This is a genomic window from Streptomyces sp. D2-8 (assembly GCF_023184515.1).
In the GTDB taxonomy this organism is placed as follows: Bacteria; Actinomycetota; Actinomycetes; order Streptomycetales; family Streptomycetaceae; genus Streptomyces.
Genome location: NZ_JAAHBP010000030.1, coordinates 36,627 through 53,691 on the forward strand (window position 1 = coordinate 36,627; position 17,065 = coordinate 53,691).

A 17,065-nucleotide genomic window follows, 5' to 3' on the forward strand; every position below is an offset into this window, starting at 1 on the left:
ACACGCGCGACGGCGGCGGGATCCGGTGGGATCCCGCCGCCGTTCGTGGCTCACGCCCGGGGATGACTTCTAGCTGCTCTAGCTGCGCCTGACCCGGCGGAGGACGACGAAGCCCGCGATGACCAGGACTGCGCCCGCCGCGGCGGGCCAGAGCTGGGCGCCGGTGTCGGCCAGGCCGCCCTGGCCGACGGCCTGCGGCTCGGTCCGGGACGGGACCGACGGGGTCGGCGCGGCACTGGTCGCCGTGCCGACGGCCTGGGACTCGCCGAGGCCGTCCGTGTCCTCGTCGTTGCCGTCCTTCGAACCGCCGCCCTGCTCAGCTGCGTTGCCGCCGTCGGCCGAGGCCGTCGCCTTCACCTCGGGCCGGGCGTTGCCGGGGGCCGTGGACGCGTCGCCGGACTCCGGTTCGGGGGCCGGCCTGTCCGCCGGGGGCTTCGCAGCCTCGCCCTTGCCGTCGTCACCGGCGTCGCCCTTGTCACCGGGCTTGCCGGCATCGTTCCCGCCCTGCGGCGCGTCGGGAGTGCGGGTGGGCTGCTCCTGCGGGGCCTCCGGCGTCTTGGTCGGCTGCTCCTGGGGGGCATCGGGGGTCTTCGTCGGCTCCTCCTGCGGGGCCTCCGGCGACTTGGTCGGCTCCTCCTGGGGCTCCTCGCCCGGTGCCGGGTCCTGCCCGCCGTCCGCTCCGGCTCCGCACGTGCGGCCGTCGTTGATGCAGTCGACCATCTCCCCCATCAGATCCTCGTCGAAGATGTTGATGAAGTCGCCGTGGTCCGTGACCGGCTTGTGCAACTGCTCCGGGAAGGAGTCGACCGCGAACAGCGGTGTCGTCCGGCCGCCGTCCTCAAGGCTGGGCGCGTCGATGTCGTAGACGATGCGCTGGACCAGCTGCGGGATGGGGCGGAAACCGGACGGGCAGGTGCCGGCGGCGTCCGCGAACGCCACGTGGGTGCGGTGGTTGGCGCTGTCGATGTTGCGGCCGTCCCAGCAGCTCTGGAACTTGAAGGTCCGTACGACGTCGCTGCCCTGCGGGCACAGCGGGTACTTGTCCTTCAGCTGCCGGTCCTCGAAGCCCGTGCAGCTCCAGGAGGCGTTGGCGTTGGCGGGGCCGTTGACGAACGACTTGGCGTCGCCGGTGATGATGCGCAGCAGCCGCGGCATGGCCGTGACCTTCTCGCGCGGGTTGCCCACGAAGTTCAGCGTGACCTGCTTCGGCGTCACGATCTCGCCGGCGTTGCCCTCGATGCCGCCGCCGGGCGAGTTGGCGTCCTGCTCCTGGGCGCCGTTCTGCAGACGCACGACGGGCCAGTAGTAGGACGACTTGTCGCCCTGGTCGTCGCAGCTGGTCTCGGCCTTCGCGAGGTCCTGGTCGCTGGCGAAGGCGTTGTTGGCCTGGTTGCCGACGTAGTCGTGGAAGTGGTGGGCCCCGTTGGTGACGCCCGGGGCGGCGATGATGTTGTCGGAGTTGAACAGGCCGTTCTCGTTCACGCCGCAACTGGTGGCGAAGGAGCCGCGGGACGCGTTGCCCTCCTGGCGGGGGTTGTTCACGTTGGGCTGGACGGTCTTGATGTCCGCGAAGTCGGCGGCGACGGGGCCGTTGCCCGCCTGTCCGCCGTTGGCGCCCTGCCCCTGGCCGTTCCCCTGTTCCTGGCCGTCCTGGCCCTGCTCCTGACCGGGCTGCTCGGTGGCGCCGCCGTCCTGGCCTTCGCCCTGCGCGGGGGCCTGGTTGCCGTCCTCCACGGTGCAGGCGGCGAGGGCTTCGAGCCCCTCGGGGCGGTCCCCCACGCGGTCGATGGCGATCGCGATGCGTTCGAGGGTCGCGGCCCGCTTCTCCTTCAGCGGGTTCACGATCGCGTTGTCGGCGAAGCCGGGGTCCTGCTGCACCTGTTGTGCCGATTCGCTCAGCTGCTGATAGGCCTTGGCGATCTGCTCGTCCAGGAGGGCGAGTTCCTTGTCGACCTCCCCTCGCGCCTGCTCGGGGACCGAGGTCAGCTTGCTGCCGACGTCCGGGCAGTCGATCGTGGCGCCCGCGGTCCGGACCCCCGTGCCGGACCGCGTCTGGGCGGAGTCACCGCCCGAACCGCCGTCCGTGGCGGAGGCGTAGACGTTCGCGGCCATCAGGCCGCCTCCGCCCAGGATCAGTGCGAATGCGGCGAAGGTCGCGCGTCGTGGGCCTGTAGGGCGTCTTCGCGTGTTGCGTCCCAAGGGTGCTCTCCTGCGCTTGTGGCGTGCCGGGCATGAAAATCCCCTCGCCCCATACGTACGGGAGCACCGGTGTGTTCACTCACCTCGAAAACTTTCGGAGAACTCTCATGAAGCCCGGGCCGGCCCGGTCCCCGCCGGACCCGGCGTCCGGCGGGGAGGCGCAGGTCAGCGGAAGTTCACGTCACTGCACAGGAAGTAGGTCTGGTCCATGTGCGAGGCCTGCCAGATCGTGTACACGACGTGCCGACCGCTCAGCCCCGAAGTACTCACGGGAATCTCGTAGTTCTGGCTGGGCGCGTACCTGCCGGTGCGCTTGACGAGCTGGAGGTCGTTCCAGGTCAGCGGCTGGGTGGTGGGGTCGAAGCCCTGCCGCGTGACGTACACCAGGAAGTAGTCGGCGCCGTGACTGGCCTGGTCGTACAGCTTCACCGTGAAGTCGCCGGTGATGTCCGTCGTCTTCCAGGCGCCGACCGCGTCGAGGGAGTTGTACCGGCCTCCCTCGGTCCGGCCACCGCTGCACAGCTGGCCGTTGGGGACGACGGCCTGGAAGTTCCCGCCGGAGCCGTTGCGGTACAGGCCGTTCCAGTTCCACATGGCGTTGGGGTCGGCCCGCCACGCCTGCCAGCACATGGGGTCCTGCTGGGCCATCGCGGGGTTCAGGTGGTCGCTGCCCCAGCGCAGCCAGCAGCCGTAGTTGCGGGAGGCCGGGTCGACGACCGAGCCGTGGGCGACGGCGGTGCCGCTCCACGGGATCAGACTGAGCAGCGCCGCGACCAGGACGCTCAGGGCGAGTGTCAGACGGGACCTGCTCCTGGAATGCCGTTTCTCATGACCATGACAATCCATGATCTCCTTCTTTCGCGTGTGGGGGTTGTCGCGCCTCGGGTCGTGCTTTCGATCATGTTTCGGTGTGCTTCCGTGGGGAGTGCGGGAGCGAATGGGAGCGCTCCCGCACCGCACAGGCTGCGCCCGATGACACGAGTCGGCAACGTGTGATTGCGCCACTTCCGCGCCTCCTGGCGCGTTCGATGCCGTTCGATGCATGCGACCGCACGGGCCGTCAGAGGCGGTCGGGTTCCTTCGTGGTGCGCCCGAGGCAGGTGGCCTCGCCCGGCTCGGGGATGTCGATCTCCTCGAAGCCCATGCGGTCGTAGAAGGCTCTGGCCCGGGTGTTGGCGGTCGCCATGGACAGGTGGACGGCCGGGACTCCCTCGTCCTGGAGGGCCTGCAGGAACGTCCGCATCAGGCGGCGTCCGTAGCCCCGGCCCTGCCACGCGGGCAGCAGGTCGATGTGCAGATGCGCCGGGTAGGCGGCCAGTTCGGGGAGCACCATCCGTTCGGGGTGGTGCAGCAGGCCCGCGATGACCTCGTCCGGGGTGCGCGGCGGCCGGGGCGGCTCCGGGTAGCGGCCGGCCACCAGGGGCAGCCACGTGCTGCGGAAGGCCCGGGCGAAGCGCGGGGTGTCGGCGGTGCCGAGGATGTAGCCGACCGCCTGCCCCCGCCCGTCGTCCAGCACGAAGACCAGTTCCGGCTCCAGATGGACGTACGGCGCCGCGAAGGTCGCCGGGAAGATGCCCGGGTCCGCGTAGTGAGCGCGGCTGTCCTCGCCGCGGTGCGCGGTGCGGATGCAGATGTCGTCGAGGGCCGGACGGTCCTCGGGGCGGTACGGGCGGACGGCGGGCGACGTGGTCATGCTGGCATCGTGCAGGCAGTGGGAGCGCTCCCTCACCTCTTTCGGCACAGCGGAGGTGCCCGGCGTGGACGAGCACGGCTTAAGCGCCCGGCCTGGGGTTACCCGTCTCACATGGTGAAGCTGCATATTCCGGGACGAAAAGAACAGCGCGAGACCGGCGAGACCGAGGCCCCACCTCCGGAGAGCCACCGTGCCGGGCCCGATGCGGGACGCCGGGAGACTCCCGAGGCGGAGCGCCGGGAAGCTCCCGCCCCCGCCGACGAGGATCCGGGGCCGGGCCCCGAGGTGGAGCGTGCAGCGCCCGACACACCGACCGACCTGCCACCGAAGTCGTGGGGCGCGGTGCTGAAGGGCAGTGTGCGGGAGTTCAAGGACGACGAACTCACCGACCGGGCGGCCGCCCTGACGTACTACGGCGTGCTGGCCATGTTCCCGGCGCTGCTGGTGCTGGTGTCGATGCTGGGCCTCACCGGCCGGTCGACCACGGACAAGGTCACCGAGAACGTCCGCGAGCTCGTGCCCGGCTCGGCGGGCGACATCATCACCCGGGCCGTCGACCAGTTGCAGGGCAACGCCGGAATCGGCTCACTGATGGCCATCGTCGGTCTGGTGCTGGCGGTGTGGTCGGCGTCCGGTTATGTGGGGGCGTTCATCCGCTCCGCCAACGCCGTCTACGACATGCCCGAGGGCCGGCCGGTGTGGAAGCTGCTGCCGATGAGGGTGGGCGTGACGGTCGTGCTGCTGGTGCTGGCCGTCATCAGCTCGCTGATCGTGGTCTTCACGGGCGGGCTGGCCCAGCAGGCCGGGGACGCCCTCGGCATCGGCGACACCGCGCTGACGGTGTGGTCGATCGCCAAGTGGCCCGTCCTGGTCCTGCTGGTCGTGCTCATGATCGCTATCCTGTACTGGGCGGCCCCGAACGCCAAGGTGAAGGGGTTCCGCTGGATCACCCCGGGCAGTCTGCTGGCCCTGGTCATCTGGATGGTCGCCTCCGCCGGCTTCGCGGTCTACGTGGCCAACTTCGCCTCGTACAACAAGACCTACGGCACGATGGCCGGTGTCATCGTCTTCCTGGTGTGGCTGTGGATCACCAACCTGGCGATTCTGCTGGGTCTGGAGTTCGACGCGGAGACGGTGCGGCAGCGGGCCATCGCCGGTGGGCATCCGCCCGAGGCCGAGCCGTACACCCAGCCGCGTGACACCCGGGCGTGGGACGAACAGGACCGCCGCCGGGTGGAGGAGACCTGACCGGGGGCGCGGCTGCCCGGGCCCGGGCCGTGCGGCTCGGGGTCGTCGGGCACGTGCGGCGCCATCGTGGCTTGTCGCGCAGTTCCCCGCGCCCCCGGGGCCCCGGACGGTTCAGCCCATGAGTCCGGCGGCGACCGTCGCGCCCAGTTCCCAGCATCGCTCGAGGTCGCCCTTGTCCGGCTCGCCGGTCACGGTCACGGCCTCGGCGGTGCGGCGCCAGCCGAGGCCCGTCGTGACCGATTCGATCCCGCGCACCGCTCCGGTGACGTCGTTGCCGCCGTGCACCCAGTAGCCGAAGGGGCGGCCGCGGGTGGCGTCCAGGCACGGGTAGTAGACCTGGTCGAAGAAGTGCTTGAGGGCGCCGGACATATAGCCGAGGTTCGCGGGAGTGCCGAGGAGGAAGCCGTCGGCGGCGAGGACGTCGGAGGCGGTGGCGGCCAGCGCGGGCACGCGGACGACCCGGACGTCCTCGATCCCGGGGTCCGACGCCCCGGAGACGACGGCTTCGAACATCGCCTGGCAGTTGGGCGAGGGCGTGTGATGGACGATCAGCAAGGTGGCCACGGCACCTGACCTTGCCGCCTGGGCCCCCGTCACCGCAAGCGGTGACGGGGGCCGGGTGTCGCCGTCGCTCAGCGCTTGCCGCGGCGGCGGATCAGCAGGCAGGCCACGAGTACCGCACCTGCGCCCGCCAGCAGGGCGGCCCGGCGGTCGCGCACCTGCTGCGGTGCCTTGTCCTGCCAGACCTGCTCGGCCTGTGCGGCCTTCTCCTTCGCGCCCTGAGCGGCGGCGGCGCCCTTCTGCTTCACCGGCTCGGGCAGCTTCTCCTCCACGGTGTGGGCGACGTGCGCGGCCTTGGCCTTGGCCTGCCCGCTCCACTCGTGGGCCTTGGCCCCGGCCTGCCCGCTCCACTCGTGGGCCTTGGCCCCGGCCTGGCCGCTCCATTCCTGGGCCTTGGCCCCGGCCTGTTCCCTGACCGCGACGGCCTTCTCCCGGGCTCGGGTCTTGACGTCGGCCCGGTCCGCCAGTGCCTGGACGGTGTCGCCGAGTTCGTGGCGGGTGTGCTCGACCTGCTCGCGCAGCTCCTGGCTGCGGGCGGTCGGCTCGTCGTGCGGAGGCTGGGTCATCGCTGTGCACTCTCCTTGATCTCGGCCACGTCGGCCTTCGCGCTGTCGATGGTCCGCTGCGGGGCGGGAGGGGTGGCGCTGCGCACCTGCTTGCGGCCGGCCAATGCCGTCAGGCCCGTGGCGACGGCCAGGACACCGGTGACGATCAGCGCCGCCGCCCACACCGGCAGCGGCACGGCCAGGGCGGCGATCACCGTGGCGACCAGCGCCTGCAGGGTGACGAAGCCGAGTACGCCGGCTCCGCCGAACAGGCCGCCGCCCTTTCCGAAGCGTTTGCCCTTCTCGGTCATCTCCGCCTGGGCGAGGCGCATCTCGCCGCGCACCAGGTCGGACAGCTGCTCGGTGGCCCGCTGCACCAGCTCGCTCACGGGCTCGTCCCCGGCCGCCGACGCGCTCCCCGCGCGGGGAGCGGCAGAGGCCGTGCGATCCGTGTCCGCCATGGCGATCACCTCCCGGTCCGTAGTCGTGGGCCGGGTACCCCGGCGAGGGCGGAAAGGACACCTCGTCCGACAACTCGTGATGACGATGAGTGAGCGGCACAAGATCTGGTACCCGTCCGTCGCTCACGTACCAGAAAGGGAGGCATCGCCTTGTCGCAGGTAGAGGAATCCATCGAGGTCCGCGTGCCGGTGCACACCGCGTACAACCAGTGGACGCAGTTCGAGTCCTTCCCCCAGTTCATGGACGGCGTCGAGCGCATCGAGCAGCGCACCGACACCCTCACGCACTGGGTGACGAAGATCGGCGGACAGGCGCGGGAGTTCGACGCGGAGATCACCGAGCAGGTCCCGGACGAGCGTGTCGCCTGGACGACCGTCGGTGGCGAGGCGCGGCAGGCCGGTGTGGTGACCTTCCACCGCATCCAGCCCGACACGACCAAGGTCATGCTGCAGATGGAATTCGACCCCACTGGAGTGGCCGAGACCGTGGGCGACAAGCTCGGGTTCGTGAAGCGGCAGGTCTCCGGTGATCTGCGGCGGTTCAAGGAGTTCATGGAGGCCCGCGGGGCGGAGACGGGCGCCTGGCGCGGCGCGGTCTGACCGGATGTGAGGAGGCCGCCACCCCGCATGGGGTGGCGGCCTCCTGCCGTGCGCGCCCGCTACGCCACCGGGGCGGCGATCCCGCTCCGGAAGAGCTGCCGGGTCTGCCGGCTCAGGTCGTTGAGGCGCAGGGCGAGCTGCGCCGCGGCGTCGTAGAGGGTGTGGACGGCCCGGAGGCGTTCCAGGCGGGGGGCCAGGGCCGACAGGGCGATGGCGAGGGCGACGCCGGACCAGGCCACGGGCCCGAGCGGGGTGCAGCCGAAGAAGTGGCTGACGCCGGGGGTCTGGACGAGGGCGGCGAGGACGGCGGCGGAACCGAGGGCCGTGACCCACACCAGGGTGCTGTGGCGCCGCCCGGAGAGGGTCTGCACGAGCTGGGCGCCGACCACGCCGCACAGGGCCATGGTGGTGGACCGTCGCTCGGTACCCGGGGTGAGGCGGCCGATGAGGTACGCCGCGACCGCGCCGAAGCAGGTGGTGATGCCGCGGCGGCGGATGGAGCGCATCAGGGGCGCGCCGAGGACGTCGAGGCGCATCGGGCCGGTCGCGGCGTGCTCGGCGGTCGAGGGGTCGCTGCTCGGCGTGACCGCCACGGCCATGGCCGGGAACATGTCGGTGAGCAGGTTGACCAGCAGCAGTTGACGTGTCGACAGGGGGGAGGCCCCGGCGAGCAGGGTGCCGAGGACGCTGAAGCCGACCTCGCCGGCGTTGCCGCCGATGAGGATGCTCACCGCGTCGGCGACGCTGCGCCACAGGGCACGGCCCTCGGCGACCGCGTCCACGAGGACGGACAGGTCGCCGGTGGTGAGCACGAGGTCGGCGGCGTTGCGGGCGGCCGCGGAGCCGCGGGACTCGACGCCGACCCCGACGTCGGCGGCGCGGATGGCGGCGGCGTCGTTGGCGCCGTCACCGGCCATCGCCACGACCCGCCCGGCCTGTTGCAGGGCCTCCACGACGTGCAGCTTCTGCTCGGGTGCGACCCGGGCGATGACGCCCGCGCCGCGCAGGACCCGGACGCGTTCGCGGCGCTCCATGGCGACGAGTTCGTCGCCGGTCACCGCCTCGGTCTCCTCCGGCCAGCCCAGTTGCAGGGCGATGGCGCGGGCGGTCTCCGGGTGGTCGCCGGTGAGCATGACGGGCAGGATGCCGGAGCGGCGCAGGTCCGCGAGCAGGGCGTGCGAGGTGTCGCGCGGGACGTCGGCCAGGGCGACGAAACCGCTGAACTCCAGGTCCGCGAGCGGCGCGTCGAGTTCGGCCTCGGCGTCGTCGGCCCGGCAGGCGCGGCGGGCGACGGCGAGGACGCGCAGTCCTTGCCCGGCCAGTTCGTGGGCGGTGTCCCAGGCGTGGTCGGGGAGGTCCCGGCAGGCGGGCAGGATCGTCTCGGGGGCGCCCTTGACGACGAGGAGTTCGCCCATGTCCGGGTCGCCGTCGCGGCCGACCGCGGCCGCGTAGCCCCGGCGGGTCTCGAAGGGCAGTTCGCCGGTGGGTGCCCAGCCCGCGTCGGGCGGGGCGACGTCGAGGACGGCCTCGTCGGTGGCGTGCGCGACGCGGCGGCCCTGCCCCGTCTCCTCCTGCGGGCAGGCGCGCGCGGCCAGGCGCTCGATCGGTGCGGCCTGTTCGTCGTCCGTGGCGAGGACGGTGCCGTCGGCGGTGGCGACGCGGACCAGGCGCAGTCTGTTCTCGGTGAGGGTGCCGGTCTTGTCGAAGCAGACGGTGTCGACCCGGCCGAGCGCCTCCAGCGTGCGCGGGGTGCGGACCAGGACGCCGCGGCGGGACAGCCGGCGGGCCGCCGCCATCTGCGCGACGGTCGCGACGAGCGGAAGTCCCTCGGGGACGGCGGCGACGGCGACCGCGACACCGCCGCTGACGGCGCGTCGGACGGGGCTGCCGCGCAGCAGGGACAGCCCGGTCACGGCCGCGCCGCCGGTGAAGGTCACCGGCAGGGCCTTGCGGGTCAGTTCCTGGAGCCGGGCCTGGACACCGGCGGGCGGCGGGGTGCGGGCGGCGAGGGCGACGGCCCGGCCCGCCTCGGTCCGGTCGCCGGTGTCCACGACCAGGGCGGTGGCCCGTCCGGCCACGACGGTGGTGCCCTCGAAGACCATGCAGGTGCGCTGCGCCACGGGCAGACCCGGTGTGGCGTCGACGCCCTTGGTCACCGGCAGGGACTCGCCGGTGAGCGCCGACTCGTCGACCTCCAGACCGTCGACGTCCAGCAGCCGTGCGTCGGCGGGTACGACGTCGCCGGCGCCGAGGCTGATCTCGTCGCCGGGCCGCAGCCGCGCCGCGTCGACGGTGACGGTGCGTTTGCGGCTGTCCTGCCTGCGGGCCTTGGGCTGCTGCCGGGCGGCGAGCCGGGCCAGGGCCTGTTCGGCACGCAGCCGCTGGAGTCCGCCGGTCACGGCGTTGAGGTCCATGGCGCCGACGACGAGCAGCGCGTCGACGACCGAGCCGAGCAGCGCCGAGGCGACGGCGCCCGTGGCAAGGACGGGGGTCAGCGGGTCGTCGAGTTCGCGGCGTACGGCTCCGGCCGCCTGCCACGTCCAGCGGGCGGGGGCGACGGCCGGGTGCCGGGCCACGCGTTCGGCCCGCTGCCGTGAACGGTCGGCGAGCAGGGCGATTCCGCGGGGCTCGCCGTCGCGGTCGGCGCGCCCGAGCCGGTCGCGGGCCTCGTGGGGCTCCAGGGCGTGCCAGGGGATGTGCAGGCGGGGCGGGGGCGGGGTGGCCCGGGCGACCCGGACGGCTTCGAACCAGCCGGTGATCAGGGCGTTGGCGGCGGCGATGTTGACGGGGGCGTGCCGGGTGAGGGGCCACAGGAGCTGACGGCCCGGGGGTTGCCCGCCGCGGGCGACCAGCAGCCCGGAGAGGGCCGCGCCGGCGCGGGCCAGGGTCTGCGAGCGGCGTCCTACGCGCCGGGCCGCGGGGATGGCGGTCAGCAGCCGCCAGACGTCGGCGAGGCCTCCCGGGGCCAGCACGTCGACGCCCCAGGAGACGGCCGCCCGTCCGTCGGTGAGGGCGATGGCCACGTCACCGGCGGGCAGCCCGGCCGCGACGTGCCCGTCGCCGGACTCGTCCAGGCGGGCGACGGTCACGACCACGCGCCCCTCGTCCTGCAGGGCCCGTACGACGTCGCCGAACGGCTTGGCGCTCGGGGCGACCTCGTCGGCGAGCCGGGTGATGTCCTTCAGGTCGGAGCCGCCCGCGATCACGACGTGCAGTCCGGCCCGGCGGGCGGCGTCCAGGACGGCCTCGGCGAAGGGGTGGACCGGGTCGTCGGGCAGGCCGTCGTCGGTGTCGTCCTGGCGCAGGCTGCGCAGGGCGTCGGCGTGCAGGACGAGGGCGTCGGCGATCTCCAGTTGCCGCAGGCGCTCCCCGTTGCGCAGGAGGATCCCGGCGTGGGCGAGGAAGGCGCCGAGGGTCGCTCCGAAGGCGGCCGGTCCGTAGCGGGCCGCCTTCGGGGATCCGGCGAGGACCGCCTCGGCCGCGTCCGTCGCGCGGTGCGTGACGAGGAGGGTGGCGGCGGCGCCGGCGAGGCTGCCGGTGCTGGCGTGGGAGGCGTACTCCGCGGCGGGGGTCACCTTGAGCGGCGGCCGGGTGTTCACGGGGCAGGGCAGGCTGGTGCGCCGGTGGTGGCAGACGTCGTCGTGCAGTGCCTCGAAGGCGGCGGCCCTGGCCACGGCTTCGGTGAGCTGGTTGCCGCGCAGGATGCCGTCGAGCACCAGTGCCAGCGGGGTCTGGCCGACGCCGTGGGCGGCGGCGTTGGCGGCGGCGAGGACGAGTTCCATGCCGGACGCGCCGAAGCGCTGCCGGAGCAGGGCCCGGAACCGCGGGTTCTCGCGCAGCAGCGTGACGGTGGCGGTGATGATGCGCGGGGTGGGCGGCAGCCGCAGGGACCGGCCGGCCAGGGCACCGGCCGCGCCGACGGCGTCCAGCAGGATCGCCGCCGCGGTGACACGCACCTCGGCCGGGTCGCCGGGGTGGCTGGTGTCGCGGGCGTTCGGGTCGGCACCCTCCTCCAGGCCGAAGCGGGCGGCGAGCGCGGTGGCCCGCTCGGTGACGCGGTCGGTGGCGGCGTCCTCGGCGACGGTGACGACCAGGCGGGCCAGTCCCCCGTCCCAGTACGCCGTGAGCACGTCCGGGTGCTCGACCAGTTCCTCGGCGACCTTGTGGGCGAGCGCCTCGGCCTCGCCGTCGGGGTGCCGCAGTGCGAGGTGGAGGTGCTGCCCGGCCTTCCAGTGCTGTCCGCCGGTCAGGGCGTTGCGCGCGACGTTGCGGACGCGGCGCGTGGTGTCGTAGACGGACGTCACCGACTGGGCGGTGCTGCGGGCGGCGCCTGCGGCGGCCCCGGCCAGGGCCCCGACGAGCGGGGTGACGTCAAAGCGTGTGAGCATCTGCTGCTGTCCCGACTCAGCCGGTGGGGCGGCTGGCGTGTCCGTGCCCGTGGGGCTCCTCGCCGTGGTGCGCGGTGGCCTCGGCGACCTGTTTCAGCGCGGAGGCGGTGGCGGTGTCTCCGACCTTCGCGGGCTGTTCGTGGACGTGCTGTTCCGGCTGCTCGTGCCGGTAGTGGGAGGAGGTGAGTCTGCCGCCGGGGCCGTACGCGGAGGTGTCCTCGTCGTCCCGGCCGGCCGGGGTGGCGGAGCGGTGGTCCCCGGTGGTGCCGGCCGGTGTTCCGCCGTTCGGTGACGCCTCGTCGGGCCGCTGTCCGGGGCGCGGCTGGGTCAGCCAGGCGACGGCCGCTCCGGTCACCGCCACCGGCCACTCCACCACTCCGGCCACACCGAGCACGCCGGCGCCGGCGTAGACGGCCATCCGGCGGCCACGCGGCGAGACGGCGCCGATCTTGTCCAGCGCGTCCGTGGCCACCTTGCCCACCTGCTCCGCACCCGGCAGGTGCCTGAGGCCCGAGGCCACGGCCCGCAACGGCTGCGGAAGATCGGACGAACGTGATGTCTCCTGGTTCATGGCGACCTCCACAAGCGCGTTGTCCGGCGGCGTCATCCGGCTTCCCAGCTATTTGCCCTATATTCCGTCTTTAGTGCGGTATGCGCTTGTCTTGTTCGGCCAAGGTGTCGGGGGCGGCCGGGGAGCCGCCACCCGGGAAGGAGGGTCCGGCCGCCGGGTGGATCCATCGATGTCGCCCTCGCCTCGGAAGCCGTCCGTGTCGGGTCGGGAGCGCCGGGTACTCAGTGCAGGCACACAGGCCGTCTCGGGTCCGGACCCCGCACGGGAGCGGAAGGTCCGGTTCGGCGAAGGAGTGCTCATGACGCAGAACGGCGATGACGCGACGCTCGTCCGGCGACCGGGGATCCCCGACCTCCGGACGGCACCGGACGGAGCCGAGCCCGCGCCACCCCAGGACCCGCGGGCGGACCGGCCGCCGCAAGAACTGCCCCTGGACCGCAACCAGGCGATCCTGGAGGCGGCCAAGCAGGTCGGTGCCCTGCTGAAGCGTCACGGGCACCTGTTCGCACTGGCCGGCAGCGTGGCCGCGTACGCCCACGGCGGCGAGAAGAACCTGCAGCACGACGTCGACTTCGCGATCCGCCCCGAGGACGCCGAAGCGGTGGCGGCCACACTCCGCGAGGCCGGGCTCACCGTCTACACCCCGCCGGAGGACTGGCTGATCAAGGCCACGTGCTTCGGCCAGCCGGTCGACATCATCTTCGAGTTGGCGCACCGGCCGGTCGGCGCGGACATGCTGGAGCGGGCGGAGGAGCTGTCGGTCGACTCGGTGCGCATGCCCGTGCTGGCCCCGACCGACCTGCTGTGGAGCCTGACCGCCGCGTTCTCCGAGCATCACTGCGACTTCGGGGCGGCCCTGCCCATCGCGCGTGCGCTGCGGGAGAGGGTCGACTGGGAGCGGGTGCGGCGCGAGTGCGGCGACGCGCCCATGCCGGCGGCCTTCTTCTTCCTCCTGGAGCGCCTGAACGTCATCTGAAGGAGCACCCATGACCACCCACGGTTCACAGGACGCGGGCGGCGGGCCGCCGGCCGAGAACCTGGACTACCGCATCGCCCACCTCCAGGACCGCCTCGCCTCCGGCGAACTCGGTGAACTGGGCGTACGGGTCGAGGCCCGCGGCCGGACGGTGCTGCTCACCGGCAGCGTGCCCTCGGCGCCCTGCCGCGACCAGATCCTGCGCACCGTCCACGAGGAGCTCGCCGGACTCCCCGTGCACAGTGACCTCGTGGTCACCGAGGCGTCCTCCCCCGACCACGCGGAGGAACTCTCATGATCCGCATCGCAGCCGTCGGAGACATCCACATGGGACCCGACAGCCAGGGCGTGCTGCGCCCCGCCTTCGAGACCCTGCCCGAGTGCGCCGACCTGCTGCTGCTGGCCGGGGACCTCACCCGGCACGGCACGCCCGAGGAAATGCGGGTGGTGGCACACGAGATCCAGGACCTCGCCGTTCCGGTCGTCGCCGTCCTCGGAAACCACGACCACCACGACGACCGCCCGGACGAGGTCACCGCCATCCTCCGGGACGCCGGCGCCCATGTCCTGGAAGGGCAGGAGACGGTCGTGGAGAGCGGCGGAGCCAGGATCGGCGTCGCCGGGACCAAGGGGTTCGGCGGCGGCTTCGTCGGCCGCTGCGCCGGGGAGTTCGGCGAGCCGGTGATGAAGGACTTCGTCCGCCATTCGCGCCGGTGCGCCGACAGCCTGCGGGCCGCCCTGGAACAGCTGCGCGAGGAGGGCTGCGACGCGCGGATCGCCCTGACCCACTACTCCCCCGTCGCGGACACCCTGGCGGGCGAGCCGCTGGAGATCTACCCGTTCCTGGGGAGCTATCTGCTGGCCGAGGCCATCGACACCGCCGGCGCCGACCTCGCGGTGCACGGGCACGCGCACGCCGGTACGGAGCACGGCATGACGAGCGGCGGGGTGCGGGTGCGCAACGTGGCCCAGCCGGTCATCGGGCGGGCCTTCCACGTCTACCACCTGCCGGTCCGGGAGCCCGCCGCGAGCGGCGCCGCCGCACAACAGGGCCACTGAGCCAAGGTCTCCCCCCTCCTCCGCCGCCGGCGTCTCGCCGGCGGCGTTTCTCTTGCCCGACGCCCGGCGCACCGAACCGCCCGTGTACCGCCTGTGGTGTGAACCCCCCGCACGTCGTGCCCGTTTCAGGCATTTTGTCTGCTTAGCATGCGAACTCCGCGCTCCGCACGCCGGCGATGTCCCCACGCGTCCGTCCGGGGCGCACGTGCCCCGTACGAGAGGACATCAGATGGCGCTGACGGGCCGTCAGAAATCATCCGCCGAGCATGCTTTCTCCCCGCACGACGCCGTACTGCGAAGCGCGGCGCCGCATGTCGCCCGCCGTCGCTTCCTGACCGTCACCGCGGCCGCCGCGATGCTCGCCTTCAGCACCAACCGGCCGGCCCGCGGCGCCACCGCCGCTCCCGAACTCGACGCCGCCCGGATCACCGACAACCCGTTCACCCTCGGCGTGGCCTCCGGGGACCCGCTGTCCGACTCGGTGCTGATCTGGACACGGCTCGCGCCCCCGCCGCTCACGGAGGACGGCGGCTGGCCTGGGGCTCACTCGCCCAGTTCGACATCCTCGACACCCGCCAGTACCGCTCCGACCAGGCCTACAACGACCGGCCGCACGCGCCGGGCACCGAGTCGGACGATCCGGTCCGCACCCTCACCGGCGCCGATCAGGAGAGCTGGCTGCTGGACGGCTGGCAGAAGTCCAGCACGCTGTGGCACGTGATGCCCCAGCAGGTGTGCTTCCCCCAGCGCAAGTCCGACCTGACCGAACCGGCCCGGGTCTCCATGGACGCCTGGGACGGCTACCGGGCCTCCCGCAACCGCGTCATGGCCGGCGCCAAGGCCGCGGGCATCGAGAACTGGACCTCACCGGCGACGTCCACGTCGGATACGCCTTCGACATCAAGGAGGACTTCGACGACCCGGCCTCCAAGACGGTCGGCACGGAGTTCACCTGCACCTCCATCGCCAGCGGCGGGAACGGCACCGAGAAGCCGGGCGACTGGGACACGTACATGAAGGCCAACCCGCACATGAAGTACTTCGACGGCCGGCGCGGCTACGTCCGGGTCGACATCCGCCGCGAGGAGGCCCAGGTCGACTTCCGGACCGTCTCCGCCATCACGACGCCCGGCGGCGGCATCTCGACGACCGCGTCCTTCGTCACGGAGGTGGGTTCGCCTGGCCTGATGTCCGCGTGAGGCGACCGCCCACTGCAATGGCACCGTTCCCCGCACCAATGCGCGAAACGGGGCTGCCCAGGACATCACACCGGGCCGTTCCGGCAAGGCCTGTGCGGGAGCTCACCAAGATCGACACCGCAACGAAACCCGCACCGACATCCACGCCTACATCCGTATCGAACGCTGTGATCGAAGGAGACGCATCGCATGGTCCACAGACATGCCGTGACCGGGCGCCGGGTGGCGCTGACCGCGCTCGGCGCACTCGTCGCCACCGGGATCACCGCCGCCGTGGCGGCCGAGCCGACGCCCGCAGCGGGCCCCCTGCCCTCGGCCGCCCAGACCCTCGGCGCCGACCGGCCGTCGGCTCCCGTGCTGCGTGCGCTGGAGCGCGACCTCGGGCTGACGCCGGACCAGGCCTCCCGGCGGTTGGTCAATGAGGAGGCGGCGGGCACCCGGGCGGGGCGGCTGCGCAACGCGCTGGGCGACCGCTTCGCGGGGGCCTGGCTGCGCGGCACGACGTCGCAGGAACTCATGGTGGCGACCACGGACGCCGCGGACGTGCCCGCCATCAAGGCGCAGGGCGCGAAGGCGGCCGTCGTGAAGAAGACGCTGCGCGACCTGCAGTCCGCCAAGCAGAAGCTGGACACGGCGGCCGCCCGGATCAGCACCCGCGAGACACCCCTGTGGTACGTGGACATCCCCGCGAACCGAGTCGTGGTGGAGGCCGGGAGCAACGCCGCGGCGGCCGCGTTCGTCAAGGCCGCCGGCCTCGACGGCAAGAGCGTGAGTGTGAAGGTCACGACGAACCGGCCGCGGCTCATGGAGGACATCACCGGCGGCGACGCCTACTACATCATCGACGGCACCGCCCACTGTTCCGTCGGCTTCTCCGTCACCAAGGGCGAGCAGGAGGGCTTCGCCTCTGCGGGGCACTGCGGCAAGCCGGGTGCCAAGACGACCGGGCACAACCAGGCGGAGCAGGGCACGTTCCAGGCCTCCACGTTCCCCGGCAAGGACATGTCGTGGGTGGCGGTCAACGACCAGTGGACGGCCACGCCGAACGTCAAGGGCGAGGGCGGGCAGAACGTGCAGGTCACCGGCTCGGTCCAGGCTCTGGTCGGGGCGGCGGTCTGCCGCTCGGGCTCCACGACGGGGTGGCACTGCGGCAAGGTCGAACAGCACGACACGAGCGTCAGCTACGCCGAGGGCAGGGTGGACGGGCTGACCCAGACGACGGTGTGTGCCGAGCCGGGCGACTCCGGCGGGCCGTACGTCTCGGGCGTCCAGGCGCAGGGCGTGACGTCCGGCGGCTCCGGCGACTGCAAGACCGGCGGCACCACGTTCTACCAGCCGATCAACCCGCTGCTCAGCGAGTTCGGCCTCACCCTGAAGACCGTCGAGGCCGAGCCCCCGGCGCCGCAGGACAACGTCGCCCAGGCGTGGGCAGCGGGCCGCGTCTACGAGGCCGGGGTCACGGTGACGCACGCCGGCGTGCGCTACCAGTGCCTGCAGACCCACCAGGCCCAGGGCCTCTGGGCGCCCACCAGTACCCCTGCCCTGTGGCAGCGGGTGTGACGAAG

Annotated in this window: 14 protein-coding genes and 1 pseudogene; 7 read left to right on the plus strand and 8 right to left on the minus strand. The window is 72.8% G+C overall.

What is annotated here, in order from left to right:
* Nucleotides 1–78: 78 nt before the first annotated feature.
* The 3 genes from G3I77_RS36770 to G3I77_RS36780 all read right to left on the minus strand — a co-directional run bounded on the left by G3I77_RS36770 (nucleotide 79) and on the right by G3I77_RS36780 (nucleotide 3,892).
* Nucleotides 79–2,112, minus strand: a complete 2,034-nt coding sequence (locus G3I77_RS36770) for a DUF1996 domain-containing protein (RefSeq protein ID WP_248510984.1) — start codon at nucleotides 2,110–2,112, stop codon at nucleotides 79–81.
* A 252-nt stretch (nucleotides 2,113–2,364) separates the two neighbouring features.
* The gene (locus G3I77_RS36775; RefSeq protein ID WP_248510987.1) at nucleotides 2,365–3,045 is read right to left on the minus strand and encodes a lytic polysaccharide monooxygenase; all 681 of its coding nucleotides are present in this window, start codon (nucleotides 3,043–3,045) and stop codon (nucleotides 2,365–2,367) included.
* A 214-nt stretch (nucleotides 3,046–3,259) separates the two neighbouring features.
* Nucleotides 3,260–3,892 carry a GNAT family N-acetyltransferase gene (locus G3I77_RS36780; protein WP_248510990.1) on the minus strand — a complete coding sequence of 211 codons (633 nt, stop codon included), beginning with the start codon at nucleotides 3,890–3,892 and terminating at the stop codon, nucleotides 3,260–3,262.
* Nucleotides 3,893–4,003: 111 nt separating this feature from the next.
* Here G3I77_RS36780 and G3I77_RS36785 point away from each other — a divergent pair, with 111 nt between their 5' ends.
* A complete protein-coding gene (locus tag G3I77_RS36785) occupies nucleotides 4,004–5,140 on the plus strand; it encodes a YihY/virulence factor BrkB family protein (protein ID WP_248510993.1) in 1,137 nt (378 codons plus the stop codon).
* A gap of 111 nt (nucleotides 5,141–5,251) precedes the next feature.
* On the opposite strand, the gene G3I77_RS36790 is transcribed toward G3I77_RS36785, so the two are convergent.
* The 3 genes from G3I77_RS36790 to G3I77_RS36800 all read right to left on the minus strand — a co-directional run bounded on the left by G3I77_RS36790 (nucleotide 5,252) and on the right by G3I77_RS36800 (nucleotide 6,707).
* Entirely contained in the window at nucleotides 5,252–5,704 is a 453-nt protein-coding gene (locus G3I77_RS36790) for an NAD(P)H-dependent oxidoreductase (RefSeq protein ID WP_248510995.1), read from the minus strand.
* Nucleotides 5,705–5,772: 68 nt separating this feature from the next.
* Nucleotides 5,773–6,267, minus strand: a complete 495-nt coding sequence (locus G3I77_RS36795; protein WP_248510997.1) for a DUF3618 domain-containing protein — start codon at nucleotides 6,265–6,267, stop codon at nucleotides 5,773–5,775.
* Complete coding sequence (locus G3I77_RS36800) at nucleotides 6,264–6,707, minus strand: phage holin family protein (RefSeq protein WP_248510999.1); 444 nt, start codon at nucleotides 6,705–6,707, stop codon at nucleotides 6,264–6,266. The genes G3I77_RS36795 and G3I77_RS36800 overlap by 4 nt, the downstream gene beginning before the upstream one ends.
* A gap of 150 nt (nucleotides 6,708–6,857) precedes the next feature.
* Between G3I77_RS36800 and G3I77_RS36805 the strand changes: the two genes are divergently transcribed.
* The gene (locus G3I77_RS36805; protein ID WP_248511001.1) at nucleotides 6,858–7,307 is read left to right on the plus strand and encodes an SRPBCC family protein; all 450 of its coding nucleotides are present in this window, start codon (nucleotides 6,858–6,860) and stop codon (nucleotides 7,305–7,307) included.
* A 59-nt stretch (nucleotides 7,308–7,366) separates the two neighbouring features.
* On the opposite strand, the gene G3I77_RS36810 is transcribed toward G3I77_RS36805, so the two are convergent.
* Nucleotides 7,367–11,695, minus strand: a complete 4,329-nt coding sequence (locus G3I77_RS36810; protein WP_248511002.1) for a cation-translocating P-type ATPase — start codon at nucleotides 11,693–11,695, stop codon at nucleotides 7,367–7,369.
* Nucleotides 11,696–11,711: 16 nt separating this feature from the next.
* The gene (locus G3I77_RS36815) at nucleotides 11,712–12,266 is read right to left on the minus strand and encodes a hypothetical protein (RefSeq protein ID WP_248511003.1); all 555 of its coding nucleotides are present in this window, start codon (nucleotides 12,264–12,266) and stop codon (nucleotides 11,712–11,714) included.
* 298 nt (nucleotides 12,267–12,564) lie between these two features.
* Here G3I77_RS36815 and G3I77_RS36820 point away from each other — a divergent pair, with 298 nt between their 5' ends.
* The 5 genes and pseudogenes from G3I77_RS36820 to G3I77_RS36840 all read left to right on the plus strand — a co-directional run bounded on the left by G3I77_RS36820 (nucleotide 12,565) and on the right by G3I77_RS36840 (nucleotide 17,060).
* Complete coding sequence (locus G3I77_RS36820; RefSeq protein ID WP_248511004.1) at nucleotides 12,565–13,242, plus strand: nucleotidyltransferase family protein; 678 nt, start codon at nucleotides 12,565–12,567, stop codon at nucleotides 13,240–13,242.
* A 10-nt stretch (nucleotides 13,243–13,252) separates the two neighbouring features.
* Nucleotides 13,253–13,540: a BON domain-containing protein gene (locus tag G3I77_RS36825; RefSeq protein ID WP_248511005.1), complete on the plus strand. Its 288-nt coding sequence runs from the start codon at nucleotides 13,253–13,255 to the stop codon at nucleotides 13,538–13,540.
* Complete coding sequence (locus G3I77_RS36830; RefSeq protein ID WP_248511009.1) at nucleotides 13,537–14,301, plus strand: metallophosphoesterase; 765 nt, start codon at nucleotides 13,537–13,539, stop codon at nucleotides 14,299–14,301. The genes G3I77_RS36825 and G3I77_RS36830 overlap by 4 nt, the downstream gene beginning before the upstream one ends.
* A 229-nt stretch (nucleotides 14,302–14,530) precedes the next feature.
* Nucleotides 14,531–15,500 (plus strand): annotated as a pseudogene (locus G3I77_RS36835) (alkaline phosphatase D family protein).
* Nucleotides 15,501–15,689: 189 nt separating this feature from the next.
* Nucleotides 15,690–17,060, plus strand: coding sequence for an alpha-lytic protease prodomain-containing protein (locus G3I77_RS36840; RefSeq protein WP_248511011.1), 1,371 nt, complete (start codon nucleotides 15,690–15,692; stop codon nucleotides 17,058–17,060).
* Nucleotides 17,061–17,065: the final 5 nt, after the last annotated feature.

Coding starts and splice junctions, on each gene's coding strand:
- G3I77_RS36795 (WP_248510997.1), bottom strand. CDS start 6,267: ATGACCCAGCCTCCGCACGACGAGCCGACCGCCCGCAGCCAGGAGCTG.
- G3I77_RS36840 (WP_248511011.1), top strand. CDS start 15,690: ATGGTCCACAGACATGCCGTGACCGGGCGCCGGGTGGCGCTGACCGCG.
- G3I77_RS36785 (WP_248510993.1), top strand. CDS start 4,004: ATGGTGAAGCTGCATATTCCGGGACGAAAAGAACAGCGCGAGACCGGC.
- G3I77_RS36810 (WP_248511002.1), bottom strand. CDS start 11,695: ATGCTCACACGCTTTGACGTCACCCCGCTCGTCGGGGCCCTGGCCGGG.
- G3I77_RS36820 (WP_248511004.1), top strand. CDS start 12,565: ATGACGCAGAACGGCGATGACGCGACGCTCGTCCGGCGACCGGGGATC.
- G3I77_RS36770 (WP_248510984.1), bottom strand. CDS start 2,112: ATGGCCGCGAACGTCTACGCCTCCGCCACGGACGGCGGTTCGGGCGGT.
- G3I77_RS36780 (WP_248510990.1), bottom strand. CDS start 3,892: ATGACCACGTCGCCCGCCGTCCGCCCGTACCGCCCCGAGGACCGTCCG.
- G3I77_RS36800 (WP_248510999.1), bottom strand. CDS start 6,707: ATGGCGGACACGGATCGCACGGCCTCTGCCGCTCCCCGCGCGGGGAGC.
- G3I77_RS36815 (WP_248511003.1), bottom strand. CDS start 12,266: ATGAACCAGGAGACATCACGTTCGTCCGATCTTCCGCAGCCGTTGCGG.
- G3I77_RS36830 (WP_248511009.1), top strand. CDS start 13,537: ATGATCCGCATCGCAGCCGTCGGAGACATCCACATGGGACCCGACAGC.
- G3I77_RS36775 (WP_248510987.1), bottom strand. CDS start 3,045: ATGGATTGTCATGGTCATGAGAAACGGCATTCCAGGAGCAGGTCCCGT.
- G3I77_RS36825 (WP_248511005.1), top strand. CDS start 13,253: ATGACCACCCACGGTTCACAGGACGCGGGCGGCGGGCCGCCGGCCGAG.